Source organism: Verrucomicrobiota bacterium, from assembly GCA_021413925.1.
In the GTDB taxonomy this organism is placed as follows: domain Bacteria; phylum Verrucomicrobiota; class Verrucomicrobiia; order Chthoniobacterales; family UBA6821; genus UBA6821.
The window spans coordinates 1-21,707 of record JAIOPL010000010.1 but is presented as its reverse complement, the minus strand read 5'-3'; the positions used below and the strand labels follow the sequence as shown (position 1 = coordinate 21,707).

The 21,707-nt window shown below is 54.1% G+C and carries 20 protein-coding genes; 10 read left to right on the top strand and 10 right to left on the bottom strand.

Features of this window, described 5'->3' with window-relative positions; translation table 11 throughout:
- Positions 1–5: 5 nt before the first annotated feature.
- The 6 genes from crcB (at position 6) to K8R57_05170 (ending at position 6,065) form a co-directional block, all read left to right on the top strand.
- The gene (crcB, locus tag K8R57_05195; protein ID MCE9587692.1) at positions 6–416 is read left to right on the top strand and encodes a fluoride efflux transporter CrcB; all 411 of its coding nucleotides are present in this window, start codon (positions 6–8) and stop codon (positions 414–416) included.
- Between the two features lie 81 nt (positions 417–497).
- Entirely contained in the window at positions 498–1,118 is a 621-nt protein-coding gene (locus K8R57_05190) for a prepilin-type N-terminal cleavage/methylation domain-containing protein (GenBank protein ID MCE9587691.1), read from the top strand.
- Complete coding sequence (locus K8R57_05185; GenBank protein ID MCE9587690.1) at positions 1,115–1,630, top strand: type II secretion system GspH family protein; 516 nt, start codon at positions 1,115–1,117, stop codon at positions 1,628–1,630. The genes K8R57_05190 and K8R57_05185 overlap by 4 nt, the downstream gene beginning before the upstream one ends.
- Positions 1,631–1,632: 2 nt before the next feature.
- Entirely contained in the window at positions 1,633–2,382 is a 750-nt protein-coding gene (locus K8R57_05180; GenBank protein ID MCE9587689.1) for a prepilin-type N-terminal cleavage/methylation domain-containing protein, read from the top strand.
- Entirely contained in the window at positions 2,379–5,201 is a 2,823-nt protein-coding gene (locus K8R57_05175; protein MCE9587688.1) for a hypothetical protein, read from the top strand. The genes K8R57_05180 and K8R57_05175 overlap by 4 nt, the downstream gene beginning before the upstream one ends.
- Before the next feature lie 54 nt (positions 5,202–5,255).
- Positions 5,256–6,065, top strand: coding sequence for a hypothetical protein (locus K8R57_05170; GenBank protein MCE9587687.1), 810 nt, complete (start codon positions 5,256–5,258; stop codon positions 6,063–6,065).
- Positions 6,066–6,106: 41 nt separating this feature from the next.
- Here the strand turns inward: K8R57_05170 and K8R57_05165 are convergent, their stop codons facing one another.
- Complete coding sequence (locus K8R57_05165) at positions 6,107–6,766, bottom strand: hypothetical protein (GenBank protein MCE9587686.1); 660 nt, start codon at positions 6,764–6,766, stop codon at positions 6,107–6,109.
- 177 nt (positions 6,767–6,943) lie between these two features.
- On the opposite strand from K8R57_05165, the gene K8R57_05160 reads away from it, so the two are divergent.
- Entirely contained in the window at positions 6,944–7,771 is an 828-nt protein-coding gene (locus K8R57_05160; protein ID MCE9587685.1) for a rhomboid family intramembrane serine protease, read from the top strand.
- Between the two features lie 339 nt (positions 7,772–8,110).
- Here K8R57_05160 and K8R57_05155 read toward each other — a convergent pair whose 3' ends face one another.
- From K8R57_05155 to K8R57_05130, 6 genes are read right to left on the bottom strand one after another with little or no spacing between them, the layout of a single operon-like run.
- A complete protein-coding gene (locus K8R57_05155; GenBank protein ID MCE9587684.1) occupies positions 8,111–8,734 on the bottom strand; it encodes a hypothetical protein in 624 nt (207 codons plus the stop codon).
- Positions 8,734–9,741, bottom strand: coding sequence for a flap endonuclease (locus K8R57_05150; protein ID MCE9587683.1), 1,008 nt, complete (start codon positions 9,739–9,741; stop codon positions 8,734–8,736). The genes K8R57_05155 and K8R57_05150 overlap by 1 nt, the downstream gene beginning before the upstream one ends.
- A 34-nt stretch (positions 9,742–9,775) precedes the next feature.
- Entirely contained in the window at positions 9,776–10,486 is a 711-nt protein-coding gene (locus K8R57_05145) for a PAS domain-containing protein (GenBank protein MCE9587682.1), read from the bottom strand.
- The gene (locus K8R57_05140; protein MCE9587681.1) at positions 10,483–11,175 is read right to left on the bottom strand and encodes an EpsI family protein; all 693 of its coding nucleotides are present in this window, start codon (positions 11,173–11,175) and stop codon (positions 10,483–10,485) included. The genes K8R57_05145 and K8R57_05140 overlap by 4 nt, the downstream gene beginning before the upstream one ends.
- Before the next feature lie 26 nt (positions 11,176–11,201).
- Positions 11,202–12,233, bottom strand: coding sequence for an exosortase/archaeosortase family protein (locus K8R57_05135; GenBank protein MCE9587680.1), 1,032 nt, complete (start codon positions 12,231–12,233; stop codon positions 11,202–11,204).
- 21 nt (positions 12,234–12,254) lie between these two features.
- On the bottom strand, positions 12,255–13,271 hold the full coding sequence (locus tag K8R57_05130; protein ID MCE9587679.1) for a hypothetical protein: 1,017 nt from the start codon (positions 13,269–13,271) through the stop codon (positions 12,255–12,257).
- A 95-nt stretch (positions 13,272–13,366) separates the two neighbouring features.
- Here K8R57_05130 and K8R57_05125 point away from each other — a divergent pair, with 95 nt between their 5' ends.
- Together K8R57_05125 and K8R57_05120 are read left to right on the top strand one after the other, a co-directional pair.
- Positions 13,367–14,515 (top strand): glycosyltransferase family 4 protein, encoded by a 1,149-nt coding sequence (locus tag K8R57_05125; protein ID MCE9587678.1) that lies wholly within the window; start codon positions 13,367–13,369, stop codon positions 14,513–14,515.
- A 19-nt stretch (positions 14,516–14,534) separates the two neighbouring features.
- Entirely contained in the window at positions 14,535–15,644 is a 1,110-nt protein-coding gene (locus tag K8R57_05120; protein ID MCE9587677.1) for a glycosyltransferase, read from the top strand.
- A gap of 282 nt (positions 15,645–15,926) precedes the next feature.
- Here K8R57_05120 and K8R57_05115 read toward each other — a convergent pair whose 3' ends face one another.
- Together K8R57_05115 and K8R57_05110 are read right to left on the bottom strand one after the other, a co-directional pair.
- The gene (locus K8R57_05115; GenBank protein ID MCE9587676.1) at positions 15,927–16,718 is read right to left on the bottom strand and encodes an FkbM family methyltransferase; all 792 of its coding nucleotides are present in this window, start codon (positions 16,716–16,718) and stop codon (positions 15,927–15,929) included.
- Positions 16,719–16,845: 127 nt separating this feature from the next.
- Entirely contained in the window at positions 16,846–18,396 is a 1,551-nt protein-coding gene (locus tag K8R57_05110; GenBank protein MCE9587675.1) for a hypothetical protein, read from the bottom strand.
- 86 nt (positions 18,397–18,482) lie between these two features.
- Between K8R57_05110 and K8R57_05105 the strand changes: the two genes are divergently transcribed.
- Positions 18,483–19,595, top strand: a complete 1,113-nt coding sequence (locus K8R57_05105; GenBank protein MCE9587674.1) for a glycosyltransferase family 9 protein — start codon at positions 18,483–18,485, stop codon at positions 19,593–19,595.
- 23 nt (positions 19,596–19,618) lie between these two features.
- Here K8R57_05105 and K8R57_05100 read toward each other — a convergent pair whose 3' ends face one another.
- Positions 19,619–20,233, bottom strand: coding sequence for a hypothetical protein (locus K8R57_05100; protein ID MCE9587673.1), 615 nt, complete (start codon positions 20,231–20,233; stop codon positions 19,619–19,621).
- Positions 20,234–21,707: the final 1,474 nt, after the last annotated feature.

Below are 21,707 nucleotides of genomic sequence, written 5' to 3'. Positions count from 1 at the left end.
CATCCATGTCGTTCATCACCCTACTGCTCAGGCATCCTTATCTGCTCGTCGGAGTTGGCGGAGCCTTGGGATCGGTCGCCCGAGCGGGAATGACGGATCTCGTCACCCGCTGGATGGGCAACCAGTTTCCCTTCGGCACAGTGGTGGTGAATGTGATGGGCGCTCTCCTGATGGGCCTGCTAGCCGGCTATGGCGAAACAGAACCGGGAAGATTGATCTTCTCGCCTGGGGCCCGCACCTTTCTCATGATCGGCGTTCTAGGTGGCTACACAACCTTCTCCTCCTTCAGCCTCCAGACTTTCTTACTCATGGAGCAGGGTAACTGGATTGGGGCATTCCTGAATGTCTTTCTCTCCGTGTTGCTCTGCGTGAGCGGCATCTGGCTGGGCTTCTCGGTCATCAGGGCCTGCCAATAAAAAACCACCTCAGCTGTCGGCGATCATCGGGGGCGAATTTGGAGTGGCTCGTCGCAAGACAATCAGACACGCTTCAGCGCTGTGTCTGACCTTCTTCCTAACAACTCTACTCGTACGGGAGTCACACTGACTGAGTTGCTTGTCGTCATGGCGGTGATCGCTGCCCTCGTGTCGCTTGCGGTTCCGACATGGGGAGCGATCACCCGCTCCCAAGCGAACAACGCCGCAGTGAGTCTTGTCATGGGGAGCCTGGAGCAGGCGCGTCTGGCGGCAGTCTCGGGTAAAAAGGAGACCTGGGTGCTGTTCAGGAATAATGATGAGCTAAAACAAGCATCCCTTCGCATCGTCACTCGCGAGGGAATAGGAGGTACGGGGTCCGTGCCATTCACATCAGCAGGTAGCTGGACCATGCTTCCCCGGGGAATCATGTTCCAGGTCGGGGAAGATACCCTGATGGATCAGAAGCCACTAGCCGAGGTGATCGCTGCGGCGATGGGTGCCGCAATAGCTGCCCCGGTTCCTCCTACCATCTCGGTAGGGGGAGTGATGTTCCAACGCTCGGGAAGAATCGGCATTCCTCAACAGGGAGGCCCGGCACTCTTACTGCGCCTACGATCCCCCAAAGGTCCCTTGCCTTCTCCCATCGAGCTCTCCCGTGGCAGCGGGCGAGCCAGTTACAATTCCACGAGTCCCAAGCAATGAGAAAGAAGATCAGCTGCTCATCAGCTCATGCCTTCACCCTTGTGGAGATTCTGGTTGCCGTCGGTGTTTTTTCCATCACGGCATTTGCCCTGATCGCCCTGTTCTCCGTAACCCACAAAACCGAAAGGGACGCCAAGGAAGAGACCCAGGCAACCCTGATTGCCTCCGATATCATGGAGGGCCTTTCATTCGGAAATAATCCGTCTCTTCTCCATCTAGCCACAGCGATGAGCAACGGCGTTCCGGTCTGGGAAAACATCGCCGCCAAATCCCCGACAAGTTGCTGTATCGCCTACGACTCCTCATGCGAACCGATTCGTGCAATCCCCGCTTCCGAAGCCACCAACCCCGTCCTCGAGCAGGGCATCACCGCCCTCGCGTGGCTAACCCTGAGCCCGAAACGCTCCACTCCCGGCATCGTGATTGCCGAGGTCCTAGTGGCCTTGCCTCCTTCAGCTCCGGCATCGGGGCGAACCCTCCATCGTTTCACAAAGCTTCTCGCGATACCGTGACCATGCGATCCGATTATCACATCAAAAACGGCTATTTCGGAAAACCCCTCAACCATGAGGGGTTCACGCTCACGGAGGTTCTTGTCTCCTCGGCGATCCTAGCCGTTCTGATTCTGCTCCTTCTAGGTATGGGAGATGGAGCCTCCAAGGTCTGGCGCGATGGGGAAGGAAGACGCGAGGCTCTTCGTGAACTTCGGGCCTCACTTCAGATCATCACCGAGGATCTCCACTCCGCAGTCATCACCACCAATTCCGACTCGCTCGACATCAGAAAGCCCGAACAGGAACAATCCTCAGGTCTCTTTTTTCTCGTTTCGCATCCAGCGGATCGAAGGCACTCCGAGATCAAGGGAGATCTCTGTGCAGTAGGTTACTTTCTTGCCGCGGATCCCAAGGAAAACGGATGTACGAATCTCTACCGGTTCCATGCCTCCGGGGAACCCGTATCCAAGGCGGTGGAAGAGGATTCCCTGCAAGAACTCTATGGAAAAGCCTCCCCGGAGAACGCCGCTACCACGGAACTGCTGGCGAGAAATATCGTTTTCTTTCAGATCCGTTCCATTCCTGAACAAAGCACTCCTCCGGAGCTTTTGGAGGTGACTCTCTCCGCCATCAATACAAGGACCGCTCGCCTCATCGCCTCGGACCCCAAGGCAGTAGAGAGAAACGGCCGCCTTCTGAGAGAGGGGCTGCAACGATCAACGGCTATCATTCACCTTCCGCCATGTCGCGAGGTCTTGTCCCAGCCATGACGAAATCTCCATCCAGGTTGCAGTCCCGACAAGAGGAAAGGGGGTCGGCTATCATTGCTGTCCTCAGCCTGATCGGCCTGCTCACACTCCTGCTTGTCTGCCTTCTCCAAAGCGTGCGGATCGAGCGAACAAGTAGCGCGGCCTGCTCGGCAGAGGAACAGGCGGAACTGAGTGCCGAGTCCGGCATTGCCTCGGCAAGCGAGCTATTGCTGATCGCGACCTCGAATCGTCCGGCCTATCTGGTCGGCCTACCCCTACCCAATGGAGAGGGAGAAGATCCTGAAGAAGATATCGTCCCCCCTCTCCTTCTTGGTGCATCTAACCTCACGAACAGCACCGAGATTCTGCCTCTTTTTTCCTTCGACCTCACCAAAGCGGCGCTCTTTCCAAAGCTCACCAAAAACACCTTGAAATCACTGCTTGATGAGCGGCTTTCCACTAACCCCTCCGTGGCAGTGGACCTGAATGATCCCTCATTCGTCGGAAGCTCCCTCGACACGAACAATGAGAACAACTCAAAAGGGACGAATGAGCCCGCGCTGAGGGGGTCGGGGATGATCGCTTCCGATGGCGTGTATCCGGCACTCTGGCAATCCCTCCATGACAGCGAGGGAAAAACTGTGGGACGCTATGCCTTCATCATGACCGACGAGTCGGCCCGTTTGAATCCGGCCCTTCACCTCGGCAATCCACGCACGGATCCCAAGGACTGGGATCATGGTCCTGGTGATCTCCCGCTGGCGGACGGGAGCACTCTCTTGCCAAGCCCCGAGGAAGCCGCCCATCTCCACGAAATCGCGAGTCATCTCCCGACAGCGGGAAGCTTCGAAACCGCATTCCAAGACTCTCGGGAGTACGGGGAAAAACGCTCACTCCTAACCCGCGATCCTTGCAAAACGCCGGATCTCATCCCCGCGACACTTCCGGAAGGTGGATTGCCAAAATACAACCTCAACGATCTGGCCACAAACCCAGCCTGGGGCGCCACATCCTACGATCGCGCGACCAATATCGCCCGTATCATCGACAAGAACCTCCCGAAGTTCAAACAACGTGATCCCTCATTGGCCAAGAAAGGAAGCGACCCGTTCCTCTACCTGACACGGTTGGCCTGCAGCATCGTCGATTACATTTCCACGGCACCAGGACCCACAGGGCCTCCGGGAGGTGAGCCATCGGGCAGGGATCTCGTCCCCTATGTGACGCAGATTGCCGAAAAATGCACGCGCACCGCCTACCTGACAAACAGCACTACCAACATGACCGCAATCGAAAGCCAGTTCTTTGTCGAGATCTGGAACCCCACAACAAGCGTCGTGAGAGGAGGCATTCCTCGTCTAGTGATCGGGAACAGGGCTTATGTGGCTTTTGGAACCGGTGTGGAGACACCTTTCAAGAAATATGATGAAACTGCTTCCTCAACCAGAGATCTGCGTCCGAATGAATTCACCGTAGTGGCATTCCAGCCTGAATCCCAGACTTGGAACTCACCCACCCCTCCAAGCACCAACGAACCCAGCTGGAAGGAGGGTCCGACTGGCAACGAAAACAATGCCCCTGAATACTTCGAGTTTTACTGGAACGAGAAGCTTGTCGACCTGACCCGCCGTTCTACGAATGAATCCAAGAAGGAACAGGGCGGGCTGAAGCATAATGCACAGCAACTGCTCAACTCCCAGCCTCGGTGGCAATGCCTCACGGTTCCCACCTACTCAGGCAAAGAAACCGAACCGGACGAATCCTCCGAGGCGCTGGATCCAGGGAAATACCGTTTTGTCGGAGATCCCCGCGCCACCTTTCTGACCTCCTACACGTGGGTTCCGATCGCGAGCTATCAGGAAAACACTCTCTGGAACGGCGTTGTCCCGGGTGGCGTACTCAACAAAGGCATGATTCTGGATCCCAAGAACACTTGGAAAAGCCGCGACTGGATCCCGGAGAATCCCGTGATCGGAAACCGCCCCGCCACTGCCGAGCAGATGCCTGATCAGATCCCCTCCTCCTATCGTGAGGGAATCGATAACAAGACAGCCCCCGATGTCATGCGAAAGGGAGCCATGGTTTCCCTTGCGGAATTAGGGAATATCTTTGAACCGGCCCAGGTGGATGATCAGGGCTCGGCCGTGAACACGAGTCAGGCCGGCATCTTAACCTGTAGTGGTGGTGGGAGGACGCTCCGAATCGGGCAGCCGGAGTTCCAGTTTGCGGGAGCCAACAACTGGGATGTTCCCGGCAAGCGAGCCATCGAACTCCTCGATCTCTTCACCCTAGCGGACGAAGGACGCCGCGCCCCTTCCAGGGATACTTCGGCAGATACCAACCAACTCGGCACGAACACCGGCATTCCCGGTCGTATCAATGTCAACACCGCCTCTCACGCTGTGCTCACTTCACTTTTCTACGGAGTCGGGGTCACCTCAGACCAACGTTTTACGAATTCACGTATTAGCGCCAATGCGGCGGATGATCTGGCCTCCGTCGTGGAAGCAAACCGTCCCTACCAGAAACTCTCCGATCTTTACCCGCTCACAACAAATCTCGTCAACGCGGATACCTACACGCCTTTCCTTCAAAGGAATATCCCAGGCAGTTCACCGCCGACAGCCGCCGTGTTCGACCGTGCCAGGGAAGAGGCCTTCGGCAAGATCATCGGTCATTGCATCCTGCAAACCCGCGTCTTCCATCTGTACGTAATCGGCGAAGCTCTCGATCCTCATGGCAAAACCAAGGGACGCTCGCTCATGGAGGGACTTCTCCGGCTGGAACCCGATGCCACAGGCCGACTCATCCCTTCCCTGCATGACGTGCAGTGGCGCTGAGTCCGTGCATTCCAAGGCCATACCTTCCAAGTCCACGCATCCCTTTTCTCAGTTATGATGACATTCACTGCATTTATCTTACTGGCCCAGACAACACTCGTTCCGGCTCTCTCTCCCTCACCCGCCTCGCCGACGCTTTCAACTCAGGGACCTCAGGGACCTCGGGCATCTCATCAGCACCATCACGCCGCAGCCACCCCGACTCCAACTCCCGAGATCCGGGTCACCATTGTGAACGCCACCAGCGTTCCCTCGATCTCCCTTGGGATTGGCACTGGGAGAAATGGCGGAACCAACAAGCCGATCGCCTACCCCGACTTTCCCCAGGGGAAATGGACAGCCAATAAGGCCATCGCAACGCCAGAGGTTCATTATGTCGTGCGGAGCACCAATGGCGGCCTCGCAACAGTCCAAACCATCCGGTTCAAACCAGTCTCGAGCCAATACCTCCTGCTGACGGGTGATTTGAGCACGCGCGGACCGGCGGAAAAACTACCTCAGGTCCTGGGAGATGCAGCACCCCGGGGAGTTTACCTTCCCAACGTTCAGTTCCATGTTATCCCCTACACGCTAGTCACCTCTGATCCGTGCCACTACAGGATCATCAATGCCATGCCGGGGAAAACACTCCTACTCCGAAGCCCCGCCTCCGAGAACAAGCCGGCCCAGCAGCTTGCCTATCTGGCTCCCGGAAACAGCGTCCTGCTAGTGCACCAGCCCGCGTGCGTGAGCTATGAGGCCGTCATCGACGGGCAGGGCATCCCTCTGGAAATCGAGCAGGAAGGGGCCGAGGGAAACTGCCTCATTCCCTTCTTCCTGCGGAATGGAAAACCTGACTTCGTGCGAGTCTTTGAAGACCCTTGATCCGGCTTGCGTCTTACAGGATTAGTCCGGAAAAGGGCGGCTTAATTGGTCCGCTGCAGAGGCTTGGGCAACATGCCGTTGAATTCCAGCGGATTGTCGAATTTTTTGAGATCAGTGGGTTTTACGCCAAGAGGCAATGCCGGCTTTTGTAGCTTCTCGGGCATCGGGATGGGAGGCTCCTCGATCAGTTTTTGAGCCCGAACCTTATCCAACTTCGCATTCATGCTGGCCATCTGATCCTTGAGAGGAATTTCCATCTCATCATTGCCACCCGGAAGCGAGGGCACCTCAACTCCAGAGCTCTCTTTTCCCACCCCTTTCTCTTCCAGAACTTTTTTAGCGAAGGCGTTGTTGCCTTGGTAGAAATCAATTGTCGGCGTGCTCGATTTCTTTGAAAAGCCATCCTTGTAGGAATATTTTTTGTTGTTTAGATGGAGCCCATAAGCCGTCACCGCGATGACGATGAGTGCGAGCACTCCCATGATCCACCCCAACTGATCAGCCCTCTGATCAGGCCTCTGTGTACGTTTGGAACGCTTGGAAAGGTTGGACTTAACGGGAGCTGCTAACTCGGCTGCCTGCTCCCCTTGATGCCAGAACTCAACCTGGATTTTATGAGCGGGCGTCAGGCTGCGCTTGGTGATCTCGGGGGCTAACTCTGTTTCTTCCCGTGCTGAGGAAGGGACAGGGGGGCGTGCCATCCGCGGAGAAAGCGGAAAGTGCTCAATATTAGGTATCTCCTCTGGATTCCCCACAGCCACAAGGTACGCTTTCTTTTCAAGCGTGCCATCAAAAAGATTGTTTCGATTTCGTAACATCAGTGAGACCTCCTTCACTCTTTTACTGGGGGTGCGCTTGCGTCATGATAGAGTTTTCCCATGCGTTCCGAACTCAATGACCGACTGCGTAGAATCTCGGAATACTGCGCCGTGCCGGGGTTGATCCGCTACGTGGTTCTCTTCAACGCCTTGGTTTTCATTCTCCATCTTCTGGCCCCGGGATATCTTTCGGTTCTGGAGCTCAATCCCGCCCTTGTTCTTCGAGGAGAGATTTGGAGACTTGTTACCTGGATCTTTATTCCGGAGACACTGAGTCCGTTCTGGATTTTTTTCTCACTCCTTTTCCTGCTTTACCTAGGCGATGGACTAGAGACCGCCATGGGAGCGGCGAGACTGACCTCTTTTTATTTGTGCGGCATCCTGCTCTGCACGATGGTCTCCTTCGGATTCGGATTGTCAGGTGAAGGGACCTCCATCGGACGGGCCAATACCTTTCTTAATCTCTCACTGCTACTTGCCTATGCAACGGTCTACCCCGACTTCAAGGTCCTGGTTTTCTTCATTCTTCCGGTCAGGATCGCCTGGTTGGCTCTCTTCAGTGCCTTCATCATGATCCTCTCCGCATTGGGTCAACCACTGATAGTAGCCGCGACTCTGGGAGCGGCTTTTCTCAACTACCTTCTGTTTTTCAATACTGAGTTGAGATCCCATCTGGGCATTCTGAAAAGGGGTGTTGCAGGATTCTCCGGTGCTCCCACCCGACTCAAGCCTCAAGGCCAAAAACAAAGCAAAAAAAACCAACCAGTCGAGACGCTCCATCGCTGCGAGGCATGCGGTAACACCGAGTCCAGCCATCCGGACATTGATTTCCGCGTCACAGCGGACGGCAGGGAATTCTGCAGGGAACACCTTCCGGCTAAGACTTGATCAGGCCCTCCGTAGCGAGTTATCCCGCAGGCGAAAGGGATGCGCATCACCGGCTATGCATGCAAACGCGGAGATGCAGAGGAAGTTTCGCATAGGGCTTATTGAAAAAACTGCATATTTTCCCGCAGAGGCGCGGAGGCGCTGAGAAAATAAAGAGGAGTGAGCAATGCAGACCAGATGCCCCAAACGACGTCTGTTTCGGCAAAACTTTACCACTTCTTAAATCAGTCCAAAAACTCTGAGCCTTGATCCGCGCCCCTGCGGGAGGCACTCCGTTTGATTCACCACCACATTCTCGGCAGGAGTTTTGTGCCTGCAAGAGATCGATCAGGAGATTCCCTAGCAGGTTGAAAAAATAATCCGGTTTCCCTCCTCGCTTCTGCGAACTGGCACTCCCAGAACCTCGCCGATCATTGCTTCCTCTAGGTTAATCGCCGCAGGATACTCCCGCATGAGAGCAGCGTGGGGGTTGTGATACTCGTGGATCTCCCATCCAGTCTCATTGCCCCAGAACACTGACATTCTTTCTTCCCGATCACGCAGTCGGACAAAGGCCCTTATTCTTTCAGTGACTTCCGGAGAAGAGATCATCGCGTTATATCGTTCGGCCTCGGAACGGTAATGGAGAGTCAGCAGCTTCTGCGGAGCAGAAGAGCCAAAGAGTTTTTCAGCATCGCGCAGCAGTCCCATCGCCAATTCAAGACCCGGTTCTGCAAAGAGATGCTCTCCAGATTCCGTCAATCGATAGAACATCAGAGGGCGCCCCTTGGGAGCAGGCTGCCTCCAAGTGCTCAGATACTTCTCGGAGGCGAGAGCAAGGCAATGCGCCTTCACCCCCATGTAACTCATGCCCAATTCAGCCGCAATCTGCTTCACACCAAGACCATTCGCGGAGCGCTTGATGAGATCCAGCACCGCCAGACGAGCCCCCTGTCCCGCGCCAAAAACAAGACTCTTCCTCATCAGAAGAGCTCTCCTTGGGCTGGAGGGTGAGGGAATAGGTGATGGGAGATAGGTGATGGGGAATGGGGATCGGGAATTGGAGAGGGGGGATGGACGATAGAAGATGGAAGTTGGGCTGTGGACGCCTCGCGCTCCACTTCGGCAACCAGTGAACGGAATTCGCAATTCCGCAGCGCCTCGATCAGCTCAGGATAACGAGGGCTAAGCTTCATTTCTGCAATCGGTAGCGGCAGCGGTAAATCCAGATCAAGAGCCACCATCTGGCGGTTCTGGAGAATCAGCTCACGGGAGGCCTCCACCTTCTCACGTACCTTAGGGTCCAGCTCCTTACCCTCAAGGATGCGGTCGAGTGATCCGTACTGAGCGATCCATTTGGCTGCCGTCTTACCGCCCACACCGGCCACTCCGGTGATGTTATCCGCTGAGTCTCCCGTCAGGGCCAGGACATCGGCAATGAGCGAAGGCTCCACCCCCCACTTCGCTGTCACCTCGGGAATCCCAAGAAGTTTGAATCCCCCATTCCCCTCGCCCACATCGGCCTTGGCGGTCGAGTAGATAGAGACCCCTTCGCGAACCATCTGGAGGATGTCCTTGTCATTGGTTGCCACCACACATTCCATTCCGCGACGGCTAGCCTCCACTACATAGGAAGCGATGAGATCATCCGCCTCATGGTTCTGCAGGAAGACACTGGCCACCCCGAGTAGGGGAACGATTTTCTGGATCGGCTCCTGCTGGACCTCCAGATCATCCGGCATCTCGTCCCGATGCTGCTTGTACTCAGGCTGTAATTGAGTGCGACGCTCCGGCAGGCCGGCATCCCAGACGACAGCCGCGTAGTCGGGCTTCAGATCCGAGAGCATTCGCCGCAACGCCTTCACGAATCCATAGATTGCGTTGGTTGGTTCGCCACGCGAGTTCGTCAGACCCCGGATCGCAAAGAAGGAGCGATAGAGGTAGTAGTGACCATCGACCAGAAGGACTCTTTCCGCTCGCGGCGAGGGCATCATCATCTGGTCGCAGGGGGAGCGTTCAACCCGCCTACTCGGGAGTTGATTCCAAAACGGATTTCCTTTCAAGCGAGGTCATCAAAAGTGGAGGATCACTCGAACCGATTAATAGGGTAGAGCCGTGATAGACAACCCCGAGGCACTCAAGAACGAGGGGGTCGCTGATTGACGGGTTCTCGAACCGCAAAAGATATTCGGCAACGGTTTTCCCCTTACGGTTTTTGGGGGCAAGCAGTTCAAAGTACGACTCGGTGGTTTTTCCCTTGTCATCAAGTCCCAGCAACTCGGACGCAGTGCGGTTAATCAGAAAGATCCTTCCGTTGACATCGGAAGCGATCAAGGGAGTCGGCACCCCTTCAATCAACTTGCGCAAATTCCGGCTTAAGGATCTGGCTCGGTTGAGAGAGAAGCAAAGAAGCGTCGCAAGCGTTGCCCCCACCACAAAAGTCCCTGTTCTCACAAGAGGAGTTAGTGATTCAGCGTGAGTATTGGAGCTGTTGAAAAAAGAAGTCCATGTCGGAATCAGAAAGATGCAGGCGACAACAAGTGAATACACAAAGCCCCAAGCAACCATCCACGATGGGCGCAGGCAGAATGCCATCACCATCAATCCTATAACCGCAAAGAGAGGGGTTATGGTGGAGTGCCTTGATGTGTAATCTAGGCCCAAAACAACAAAAAGGTAAGCCGTGGGAATGAGCAGTTCTCCGATGAAATCCACGCGGACATCTCTTTGTTTCATAGATTTTTCATGATTTCCGGGGCCAACTCCCGAACAGCATTGTCCAGCATCTCGTCGGTTTGATTGAGGTCATTGCCGCCGGGGACCAATCCCTTGAGTACGGGGGCGGAGACCATCACATAGGCCCATCGGTGATTCACATTGTGAAAGACCATATCGAGGTTGGTCAGAAGGATTCTCTTAAGATGATACGGGGTCGTGGCGTTGTGCCCCACGAACCAGTAATAGAAGACACTCTCGAGCTCAGCCTTGCTTCCGTTGTTGAGCATGATCGGGCGCCTAGCGGTAAGACGCATCACCTCAAGTTTCTTTCCGTTGGAAAGTTTCACGGGGACCATGTTCCCCGAATCCAAAGTCCATCCCTGAGCGGGCAGGCAGATTTCCGGACGATGGATGCTCCTTTTCTCGCCCCCCGCAAGGACGATCTGTACGGAGAGCAAGTGGTCATCCCCCGAATGATACTGTTTCTTCGCTATCTCGGTATCCTTCGGAAGAATCGCTTTCTCACCCTCGGAAACCGGCACCTCGGTTCCCTGCATCCCGAGCAGAACCTCGGGAAGATTCATGATGACTCCGGATTCTGGACCGCTCTTGACAGCCCCCCCATGGAAGCAGAAAAACAGGGTGATTCCCGCCATCACAACGACGACGAGTTCACGGCAAAACGGAATTCTGTTTGTGAGAGACATGAGGCTCTTTTCTCCGGTTGTCATGATTAGTTAAGCTCGCTTGGATTTTCCGGTGATGCCGGGGTGGAGGCGGCGATTTTCGTCACCCCCGAGGAAGCTCGAGTTCTGGAAGCGCCCCAATTGATCAATCCAGCTACCAAGACCATGCCTCCCAGAGCCACCAGAAAAACCACATAACCAGCCAGCATGTGGAAGAAGCTGGGATGTTCTAGGCTTCCGATCGCCCTCTCCGATCCCATGATCATGGTGCCGACCGTCAGCATGACGATCCGGCAGATGTTCCCGGCAATCGCGAGCGGGATCGACACAAGAAACAGGGTCAGGCGCCCCCATGCTCCCTTGATCGAAAAATACCCGTACAGGGCGCTGACCATCAGCAGGGCAAAAAGGGACCTCATCCCGCTGCACGGGAGAGCGACATCGACGGCAAACCTCTCACCCTGGGCAAGGTGAAGCAGGGGGTCAGCCGCAGAAAGTATCCCCGTACCGTTAAGAACGGCGGGAACGCCCGTGAGATTCAGGATCACGACCCCTGCGTGACTCACCAGCATGCGGAGCGGAAAGGAGATGAAGTTCTCGAGGAACAGCAGGGGCCACATGAAGATCAGAAACAGCCACGGAAAACTCAACTCCCTCATCCATCCCCACCCGCCAAACCAGACGATCAGTCCTGCGAGAAGGATCTGCGCTGCCGCATAGGAGAAGTAAATGTTATCGGCCTTGTAGCCGAACCAGTAGAGGAAGAACCCGGAGCACAGGATCCAGAAACCGGACGCCGCTCCGACCATGGGAAGGGTCAATAGCTTGGCCCGGTCCAAAAACACAATGAGCCCCGCGGCGAAAGGAACCATCATGCAGTGGCCCCACTCCTCCAGCTGCCATTGCAAATGCATCTGAGTGAAAATGGTACCCCTTGTCTGACCATAACCCGTTGTGTATTTCACAAAGGTATAAAACACGACAAATATGCCTAGAGAAACCAAGGCCGCAGCGATCAATTTCCTGCGCAGGTCATGGTTGTTCCCTGACGATTCCTGGGTGAGAGGGTGAGCCATCATGTTGTTATCAGTCTGCAGGATTTACCGACTCTTTCCAGAGAATCCCACAAGGGATTTCACCTGATGGAGCGACCATGCGCCTTCCTGAACCCATCGATCCGAAAAGGGATCCTCCCTCGGCACAACCTGAATAAAGGGATCCTGATCACCATGTCCTCGCACCCTATATCCCAGATGATGAGCCAGGGATGGCAGGTAGAGTTCCAGATAGACAGGAAATGGCTCTTGGTGCGCGGCGACCGCCTCAAAAGCGTCCCGACGCCACACCGATCCGGTCATGATGGCATTGAAAAACACGGCTTTTTCCTCCCTGAGTGACAAATTCTTCCAGAGATTGCGGAAGCGACGATCCTGAAGGTGGTAGAGGTAGTGCGAGGCATTGGTGTCATCCACACGGGTAAGATGGTGACAGAGCACATCAGCTCGTTCCCTCTCCATCAAGCCGCACAGTTTCTCACCCCAGTCGGGAACAAGCGGTAGGTGGTCATACTCGACCAATACCACAGCGCCGAAATCCTTTCCGCTCATCCAAGCGGTCACTTCACGGAAGACGCCGTGGTAACTCTGCCTCTCCAGAGGGTGATGGGTCGTCCTGATCTCGGCATCCTCCACGAAGACCTTGTTCGGAATGTCCATGGCTTCAAAGTCGGCCTTTTTGCCTGCATGGACGATTAGCATCCGATCTCGGGAATATCCGAGCGATTCCCAGTAGCCCAGGAGTGCCTCTATCTGTTCGGGTTGCTGGTGTACGATAATGGCCCACAGGAGTGAATCGGATCGAACGTCTCCCCCCTCATGCAGTGAGGCATAGTCTGGTTCCTCATGCGTGGCGAATCCGATGCGGTGCCTCGTGTAGAGAGTTGTCTTTTCCGGAATAAACATCATCCGGACGGCATGGGGAAGTCCGATCATCCAGATTCCCCATGGACCCGCAAGACAGAGTGCCCTGCCAAGCTTTCCACCGGTACGCTCATCGGTCACCTCAGCTCCGATCAGGCGGGCCATGGCAAGAAGCAGTCTCTTAAGAAGAGCAATCACGAATTGGAAACGCCCGAGCTGTGTCCCCAAGCAATGCGAGAGCGACAAAATAGACGGGTTATGGTTATTTGCACGGTGGATATATTATCCAACAAATGGCGACATCTTCCATCTCCAAAAAACGGCTCAGGATCGGGATTGACGCCCATGCCCTAGGATCAAACCTCGGAGGAAACGAAACTTACCTGCGATGTCTCCTCCAGGGCTTAAATGCCCATCCAGAGCATGACTACGTCCTGTACGTCAGCCACTCGACCGCCAATCGTATCGCCGGCGATCTCCTGCAAGGCGCCGAGCGCCATCAAGTCTCTCCAAATCCGCTGAAACGCCTCGGATTAGACCTCCCTCTGGCATCGTTTCGTGACGGCCTGGATCTCATTCATCTTCAGTATGTCTCCCCCCTGCTCTCGGGATGTCCGGTCTCCCTGCTGATCCACGATCTCTCCTATGAACATAACCCTGAGTGGTTCACCCGAGGCGAGGTTGCACGATTCCGGGCGACGATCCCCCGATCCGCAAAAACCTCGCATATCGTGATGACCATCAGCGAATTTTGCAGAGAGGATATTATCCGGCGACTGGGGATCCCTTCGGAAAAAGTCATCGTCACTCCCAACGCCCTTCCCCCGCACTACAAGCGCGCTGAAACGGAAAAAATAAGGGGCCTCCGTTCCAGATTGGGCATTCCCGAACGCTACATCCTTGCGCTTGGGAATCTCCAGCCGCGCAAAAACATCATCTCGTTGATCCGCGCCTGGAGACGAATCATGGACCGACCCGAAATGAAGGAGACTTCACTCGTCATCACCGGAAAGAAGGCTTGGCTCTTTGATGAGATCCTCAGTGAGGCCGGCATCGGTGATGCATCGGGCGATCGGATTGTTTTCACCGGATATTTACCGGAGGAGGATCTTCCCGCCCTCTACTCGGGAGCGTTGCTTTTTGTCTATCCCTCCCTATTTGAAGGCTTCGGGCTCCCCCCCATTGAGGCGATGGCCTGTGGCACGCCTGTGATCCTCGGCCGACATTCGGCGCTTGCGGAAGTCTGTGGGACAGCGGCTTGCTACACCGATGTAACCGATCAAGCGGCCCTCGGAGAGACCATCCTCATGTTGAGGAAAGATGAGACGAAACGCAGTTCACTCTCGGCCGAAGGGATTCTCCACGCGGCTTCCTACACCTTGGAGCGACTTGCCGCACCAACGGTCCGGGCATGGGAACGCATTGCACGAATTACGACTTAAAAGCCACCCCTCGACCCACATGAAAATCGCATTCCTCGGATCCCGTGGCATACCGGCCCGTTACAGCGGGTTTGAAACCTTCTACGAGCAGCTTTCCATAAGGCTTGTGAAGCGCGGTCACGAGGTCGTGGTCTTCAACCGCTACCCGTTCGTGCCCTTCAAGGACCGCACTTACAAGGGGGTTCGCATCATCAGGCTTCCCACCATCAACAAGAAGTCCCTCGACACCATCGTCCACACTTTTCTGTCCGTGCTCTTGCTACCCTTCCAGCGCCCGGATATCGCCTACTTCTGCGGCGTTGGCAATGCCATCTTCTGCCTCCCTTGCCGCTGGCTTGGCATTCCCACGATCATCAATGTCGACGGGGAAGACTGGGCCCGCAAGAAATGGAGCGGATTTGCTTCCCGATGGCTTCTCTGGAGCGAGTCCTGGGCAGCTCGTTTTGCAGACATCGTCGTTGCCGATGCCAAAGTCATCCAGAAGCGATACCGCGAACTCTACGGATGCGAGACGGTCTATGTCCCCTACGGGGCTAATATTCCCACTGAAACTCCCCCGAGCGACATCCTCAAGCGGCTAGGCCTAGAGCCGGACGGATACGTTCTTTTCGTCAGCCGACTTGTGCCGGAGAACCGGGCCGAACTCCTCATCGAGGCATTCAAGCAAATCAAAACGGACAAGAAACTCGTTATCGTGGGCGATGCACCCTACTCCGAGGCGTACAAGCAATCCCTTCGCGAGGCAGCCGACGGAAGGGTCGTCTTTGCCGGGTACGTATTTGCCGACGACTATGCCGCCATCAGCAGATCGGCGTCACTCTTCTGTCTACCCAGCGGCATCGACGGAACAAGACCCGTCCTATTGGATCAGATGGGATTCGGAAACTGCATCGTCATACGCAACTCGGCCGCAAACCTCGAAGTGGGAGGCGAGGCGGTGGCTGTATTCGAAAAGGATCGCGAAATAGAGAGCCTTCGCGAAACAATCTCAGGGCTTCTTGACAATCCGGCGGAACGCCGACGGCTGGGGCTAGCTGCCCGCGAACGGGTGGCGAGTCTCTATGACTGGGAGGTCATCACCACCAGCTACGAGGAGATGTTCGTCAATCTCATGAGTAAAATCTCGTAAGAGATTTCGCTGAATGGGAACGAATGGACGATCTTTTTTCAGATGAATAGAGTGTCGTGAGCGCGCTGATTTGATTAATTTAGAGTGCTGGTCTCCAAGTTTAATCAACCCTAAAGACCATGCGGGGCAAGAAATTATCGTTGAATTAGTGGATTGACTGAAAAATCTGATCATATTTTAAAAAAGGATTTTGATAGAATACCGGAATCTGCTTCGTAATACTGAATTTACGGCACGATTCTTTATTGCACCTATTTTGTGTGGTGGGCGCTAACCACTCCTCTAAGGGATGGAGGTAGCGCGACGGCATACAAAAAGCTCGCCCGACTCTGAAGTTTGAAATCCTTCATGGGAGATTGCTCTTAGAAAGATAGCCCGCGCCTCATCACCATGCAACTCGATCACAAGATTGTCCACCTTGCCTAGCCATGACTCAAAACCGGAAGAGAAAACCTGGATTTCAGCTCCCTCGATATCGCACTTGAGGATTGAGATTCGCTGGAGGCCGCTTTCTTTCAAAACCGAGCCGATGCTGATTGCCCTCATGGAGCCGGTCTCGCCAGTTCTTATCGGACGCACCGTTTTTGACCATTCTCGCCCATCGCGAAATGGCACCTCGGAGATCACAAGGTCAGTCTCGCTCGACCACACTGCGGTCTGTAGAGTTTCGCAGCGGTCGCCATAAGGCGCGACATTGGCCTTTAGAAGGGCGAAATTATTGGGATCGGGCTCAATCGCGATAACCTTTGCACTGGGGAATCGATTGAGGAAATAAACCGATGAATATCCGACGTTCGCGCCGCAATCGATCACAAGTTGAGCGCTTTGAACTTCGTCGAGACATTGATAGTCGCGGTCAGCAAAAATCTGTAAAAACACCTTCCTGTCGCTTGTCCCTGGACGGCAGAGAAGTGGATGCTTAATGTATTTACAAAGTAGCTTGTAGGGACGAGTTTGACGACCGATGGACTGACGGATTTTTTGTAGAAAACAGACCGTTGTGGAACCAAGACCAAGGTTCCAAGCATACTTGAACCGCCAGTGCAGTTTGTTAAGCCAGGCTAACTCGATCATACATAATAGGTTTTTGGTGCTTTAAGAGCGTTAAGTTAGGATGGCCGCAACAGAGTCGTAGTGTAGAAAATTATATTAAAGGATTGGAAGAAATTTATGGCCACCGTAATGAGCAGCACCCCTTCAATTAAGCGATGGCCCGCTTTGATCCTAGATACACAGCGCCTTTTGCCACAGCCCCGCTCGCACGCCTCACCAGGTACGGCTCGGCAGCAGTGAATCCTAGCATCCAGTAGATCAGGCCGTACGAGGGAATCGCCCCTCCGATCGGGGAGACAATGATGGTCACCAGGATACTGCAGAACGAAAACTCGCAGAGACTCCTCGCCATCGTGCCTTGGGAGCAGAGATGAATGACCCGCCGGCTTCTGCGAAGCAGTTCGATCATGAAGGCATAGTAGAGCACCACACCCAGCCATCCGAAAATCGCCAATGCACTGAAAAACATTGTTTCCGACATCCCCATTCGAATAGCCATCTGGACCGCCGAGTCATAGGCCGCCCCGTAGGTGAACATGTTGATGTTGATCGAATCATCCCATCCCTTGTAGCCGTTGCCGAAAATCATTGTGGAGGCATTCTTCATGGCATAGTCCCAGGATCCCTTCACCAGATCCTCGTGCCACACATTGCTCCCCTCGGTCATTGTCTGGTCATCATTCTGCTGATCCGCCGGCAGGAAGATCGAGACGGCGCGTTGCACATTCTTGAAACTCTCCGGCATATTCTGGAGAGTTCTTGCATCAATGGTGTGGCCCATCAGGACTAGTGCCATTACTGCCAGCATGGTGATCCATCCGGTGATGATAACCTGCTGCCACTTCTTCCGGATGCCAAACCAGATAACAATAAAAAGCAGAAGGCTGATTAAAGCCACACGTCCACCACCGAAAACATTGAGTGGAATCAGAATTCCTATGGATACCCTATATAAGATTTTACTTCCGGCAGAAAGAGACCTGCAGGATACCATGCAGATCGCGAGCATCAGGAATGGCAGGATCACCCATCGGAGATAGCCGATTGCGTTCCCCGCGCTTGCCCAGCTGAAATCAAGTGTTCCCCCGCCAATAATCGGCAGGGAATACCCGGCAAGGTGCATGACAAGAGCGATGATGCCAAAAATCACGCTCAGGATCGTTCCAGTCAGGATCACTCCCTTTATTCCCTTTTCATGGGCGTATCGGTCCATCAACCAAATAATCACTAGGGGCATAAACGCCCCGTAGTAGGCCTTCACGATGTTTTTGAACTGCGTGTCTCCGCTGTAATAGTTCTGCAAGCCGAAGAGCACGGCATGCATTCCCACATAGAGCAGCAATAAGTAAAAAAAGAAACCTAAGTTCGACTCGGCATGCTTTGACTTGAGTTGCCCCATGCAGACCATCGCCAGGAGAGCGGCTAGAGCGAGCATGGCCGCGATATCGGTTCCCTGAAGCTTGAATCCGACCGAGGTAGAAAAACTCACCGCGGTGATCAGAAAAAGGGGAATCCACCAATACTGCCTGATGGTCAGGACGGCGATCACCCCGATCAGGGCTCCGAGATAGATTAGAATCGTTCCGTAACCGTCATCGGCAATGATATTTCCCGCCTGGAGTGCGGCGTACAATCCCAGTGCAATCACTCCCCAGATCATGAATTGCCCGCTAGCCGGATTGAATGATTGCTTACCCATGATTAATCACGATAGGCGGTTAAATAACCTAAGCCATTCTCGCTCCTTGCAGGGAAATGAAAGCACGAGCAGGATCTCCCATAGAGATGATTCCTGAGTGTTTCCGAAGCCACAGGCAACTGCTTTGCGCCCATGCAACCGAGGCGCTTGCCCCAATGCTGCGAATGGGCTCCAGATGGTGGTCGGGCTCCTCCACCTCTCCGGAGAGATGGCGCAAAGGGCTTCTGATCGGCGCGAATCATATCGGAGATATCTTATACCGCACATCCTCCCTGATGCAATTGGCGAAGGGTTTCCCGGACTGTACTTGGGATATTTTGGCACCGGAACCGGCCGCGCAGGTACTAGAGGCCAATCATGCATTCCGGAAAATCCACCGGATGGAGATCCCGTACTATGGATCGGAGGACTTCATGAAATTGAAGCAGGAGCAGTATGATGTCGCGATCTGCTACGACAGCGGCTCCTACAGCCGCCCACTGCTGACGGCAACGCTTCTGGGCATTCCAAACCGAGTCGGATACGTCCACAAGGGATGGTCCGGATTGGTAACCCATCCAATCAGGATCAACTACCCTCAACCGTTTCCTGCCTATTTCCGAGATCTCGTGGCTCAACTCACTGAGCAAGAAACCAACTGGGATTTGCGTCCGAAAGTCACTCTGACTGAGCAGGATCACAGGAAAGCAGAAGCCCTCTGGTCCGAACTCAAGTTGGCAGATGATCGCCCGGTATTGGCCTGTTTTGTCACGACGCGCCAACCGACTGGTGTCTGGCCGCTCGAGAAGTTCCGTGAGACCCTGGAGCTACTCCACAGTTCGAGCACTGCTCAGATCGTGCTCTGCGGCGCTGCTCAGGACGCAGAGAAGTTAAAATTACTGCAATCCTCGCTCAGTTTACCGGTCAGCATCAATGCGGGCCGTCTGGAGCTTCGGGCCTTGATCGCCTTTCTCACCAAATGCCATGTCGTCCTGAGCACGGACTCCGGCCCCCGCCATCTTGCCAATGCGGCGGGGGTGCCTGTTGTCTTTGTGCGCAATCCGTGGTTCTCCAGAATGGAAGCCGGGGTCTATTGCCCCGACTCGGAATACGACCTAGGCCCTGATATGGAATTTCTTCCTCCTAAAGAACAAAACTCCCATCTCGATCAAGCCACAACAAAGAAAGTTGCAGACCTTTTGCTCTCCCTAATTACTTAAAGAAACTGCTGTCGCCATCAGAATCAAGCGATAGCAAGAAGATCGATACAAGACTGAAGAAGCTTTTCGACATTGATACATCCTTGAAAATCACAGTATTTTCCTTTGTTTCGTCCTGCACAAACACGACTTGGAGGCTCAAGCACAATACTTTTAGCGCTCAGGTTTCCCCATACTTCCTTGCTTAGACCTGCTCTGCAGCAAAAGGGGGATAGCGTACTTCTCCCTAAGGCACTAGCCAGATGAAGTGGTCCCGTGCTAGGTGTGACAACAAGATCAGATGCTTCGATAATGCCGCAATATTTTCGCAATGAAAACTCACCCATCGTATTCCAGACGCGTTCATTACCCTCAAACTCAGAAAGCTTGCCAACAAACACCTCCCTCTCTGGTGAAATGCCAGAAAAAACAATCCCAACATCTGTTGAACTAAGCAACCTCCTCGCCAGAGCAGTGTAGGAATCAATCGGAAGATTGCAGGTATTCCCCGCGCATCCGGGATGAATTACCAACACCTTCCGATCACCGAACCTCTCGCGGAGCAGATTCCTTGCGTTCTTCTTTTCAATATCGGAAAGAAAGATTTCTGGATTCACTCCATCCGGAGGAACATTCAATGCCCTTGCCATATCGAGCATAATGTCAGAATAGTGCCTTACACGTTCAGGCAATCCTGAACGCAAGGAGTTACAGAGAAGAAGCCTCGATGGAATGCCACCCCACATCACAATCATTCTCCCGAAAAAACTAGACCGCACAGCAAAGAGCAACCTTCGCGGCTTCGCGTGAGGCAGCATCACGACTTCAGGTTGGAGCCTGCGAATCGCCCCGCCCAGAGCCAGTAAGCCCCTTGGAAAATCGGGCGCTAAATCCTCCGAGGCCAACAGATTGTATATATAAGGGTTCCCCTCCAAGACAGGTAGTGAGGATTGACGGGCAACGACAGTGACACGGTGCCCCGCCTTGCTAAGGGCGCGAAATAAGGGCGTAGTCAGAACCAAATCACCCAAGTGATCTAGGCGGACAATCAGAACATCACTCATCGCATCCTGTTTTTTGTATATTTAGTTCGCGCAGACAACTTCTAAGCTTCTCCACAACTGACTTAACCGTCACCCCATCTCGGCAGATGAAACTTTGCATCATGCAATGCTCGAGACATGGCTTATGCGGGCATTCTGCCCCGGGCACAATAAATTGCTCATTCCCATAGGGAGAGAACCATTCCGGCCGGCTATTGCTAAAGATCGTCACTACTGATTTTTCCCGTGGCACTACTGACATGAGCTGAACCGGTGTCATTGTAGATAGCGTAGTCGCAAAGTTCGGAAAGGGCCACATAGGCAGCCAGAGATTCGGGTCTGAAAGTAAACACTAGCGGATGATGAATCTCCGGGGGATGAAATTCTTTTAAGTTCAAGCAGAATGACGGGGAGATTGTTTGGAATGAGATATCGCTCCACCAACTCCTGGAATCTCTCAGCAGGCCATCTTTTTGCCTCCGTCCGCTCATCACCATGTACGATTCCCACCGGTCGTCCTGCTTCATGATGTTCCTGAACGAAACTTTGTATTTCCTCAGGCAACAGGGCTGCAGGTTGTGTGAGCCAAGGATATTCGGGTTTCCATTCCACCCCGAGATGCCTGTAAAACTGGGCGCAATCTTCCACATGATGCTGAAGATAATTATTCCGCTTGAGGCATTCCGTAAGCAGTGGTTTGCCTAGAACTCGCATGATACCTTGCAGCATCTGAGCTTTCTTGAGTCCTGCCGCACGCCAAGGTCGTTCGGAACCGAAGTAATTCTGCGCCTGATGATCAAAGCCGATCCTACGGGGGATGCCGGAAATCGTCATCAAAAGTGAAGTTCTCGGATCAGCCCAGGCCGAGACACCGGTCTCGATCTTCAATTCCTTGATCTGCCTCAAGAGATCTCCCGGATATTGCTTCAGTAATTTGGCTAGGGAATACTTCTGCCTCTTCGTCAAACGGCTTGGGAAGAGAGGTGAGGATGATAAGGGGAGAGATGTAATTTACCCATATGGAAGAGGATGGCGATTCGCCAGTTTTTTGGGTTACGGAAGCCCCTGGCGGAGCTTTTTATGACTTGGA

Bases quoted from the DNA above. Each gene is read 5' to 3' on its own strand.
- crcB (MCE9587692.1), top strand. From the start codon at position 6: ATGTCGTTCATCACCCTACTGCTCAGGCATCCTTATCTGCTCGTCGGA.
- K8R57_05185 (MCE9587690.1), top strand. From the start codon at position 1,115: ATGAGAAAGAAGATCAGCTGCTCATCAGCTCATGCCTTCACCCTTGTG.
- K8R57_05180 (MCE9587689.1), top strand. From the start codon at position 1,633: ATGCGATCCGATTATCACATCAAAAACGGCTATTTCGGAAAACCCCTC.
- K8R57_05175 (MCE9587688.1), top strand. From the start codon at position 2,379: ATGACGAAATCTCCATCCAGGTTGCAGTCCCGACAAGAGGAAAGGGGG.
- K8R57_05170 (MCE9587687.1), top strand. From the start codon at position 5,256: ATGATGACATTCACTGCATTTATCTTACTGGCCCAGACAACACTCGTT.
- K8R57_05165 (MCE9587686.1), bottom strand. From the start codon at position 6,766: ATGGCACGCCCCCCTGTCCCTTCCTCAGCACGGGAAGAAACAGAGTTA.
- K8R57_05160 (MCE9587685.1), top strand. From the start codon at position 6,944: ATGCGTTCCGAACTCAATGACCGACTGCGTAGAATCTCGGAATACTGC.
- K8R57_05155 (MCE9587684.1), bottom strand. From the start codon at position 8,734: ATGAGGAAGAGTCTTGTTTTTGGCGCGGGACAGGGGGCTCGTCTGGCG.
- K8R57_05150 (MCE9587683.1), bottom strand. From the start codon at position 9,741: ATGCCCTCGCCGCGAGCGGAAAGAGTCCTTCTGGTCGATGGTCACTAC.
- K8R57_05145 (MCE9587682.1), bottom strand. From the start codon at position 10,486: ATGAAACAAAGAGATGTCCGCGTGGATTTCATCGGAGAACTGCTCATT.
- K8R57_05140 (MCE9587681.1), bottom strand. From the start codon at position 11,175: ATGTCTCTCACAAACAGAATTCCGTTTTGCCGTGAACTCGTCGTCGTT.
- K8R57_05135 (MCE9587680.1), bottom strand. From the start codon at position 12,233: ATGATGGCTCACCCTCTCACCCAGGAATCGTCAGGGAACAACCATGAC.
- K8R57_05125 (MCE9587678.1), top strand. From the start codon at position 13,367: ATGGCGACATCTTCCATCTCCAAAAAACGGCTCAGGATCGGGATTGAC.
- K8R57_05120 (MCE9587677.1), top strand. From the start codon at position 14,535: ATGAAAATCGCATTCCTCGGATCCCGTGGCATACCGGCCCGTTACAGC.
- K8R57_05115 (MCE9587676.1), bottom strand. From the start codon at position 16,718: ATGATCGAGTTAGCCTGGCTTAACAAACTGCACTGGCGGTTCAAGTAT.
- K8R57_05110 (MCE9587675.1), bottom strand. From the start codon at position 18,396: ATGGGTAAGCAATCATTCAATCCGGCTAGCGGGCAATTCATGATCTGG.
- K8R57_05105 (MCE9587674.1), top strand. From the start codon at position 18,483: ATGATTCCTGAGTGTTTCCGAAGCCACAGGCAACTGCTTTGCGCCCAT.
- K8R57_05100 (MCE9587673.1), bottom strand. From the start codon at position 20,233: ATGCTCGATATGGCAAGGGCATTGAATGTTCCTCCGGATGGAGTGAAT.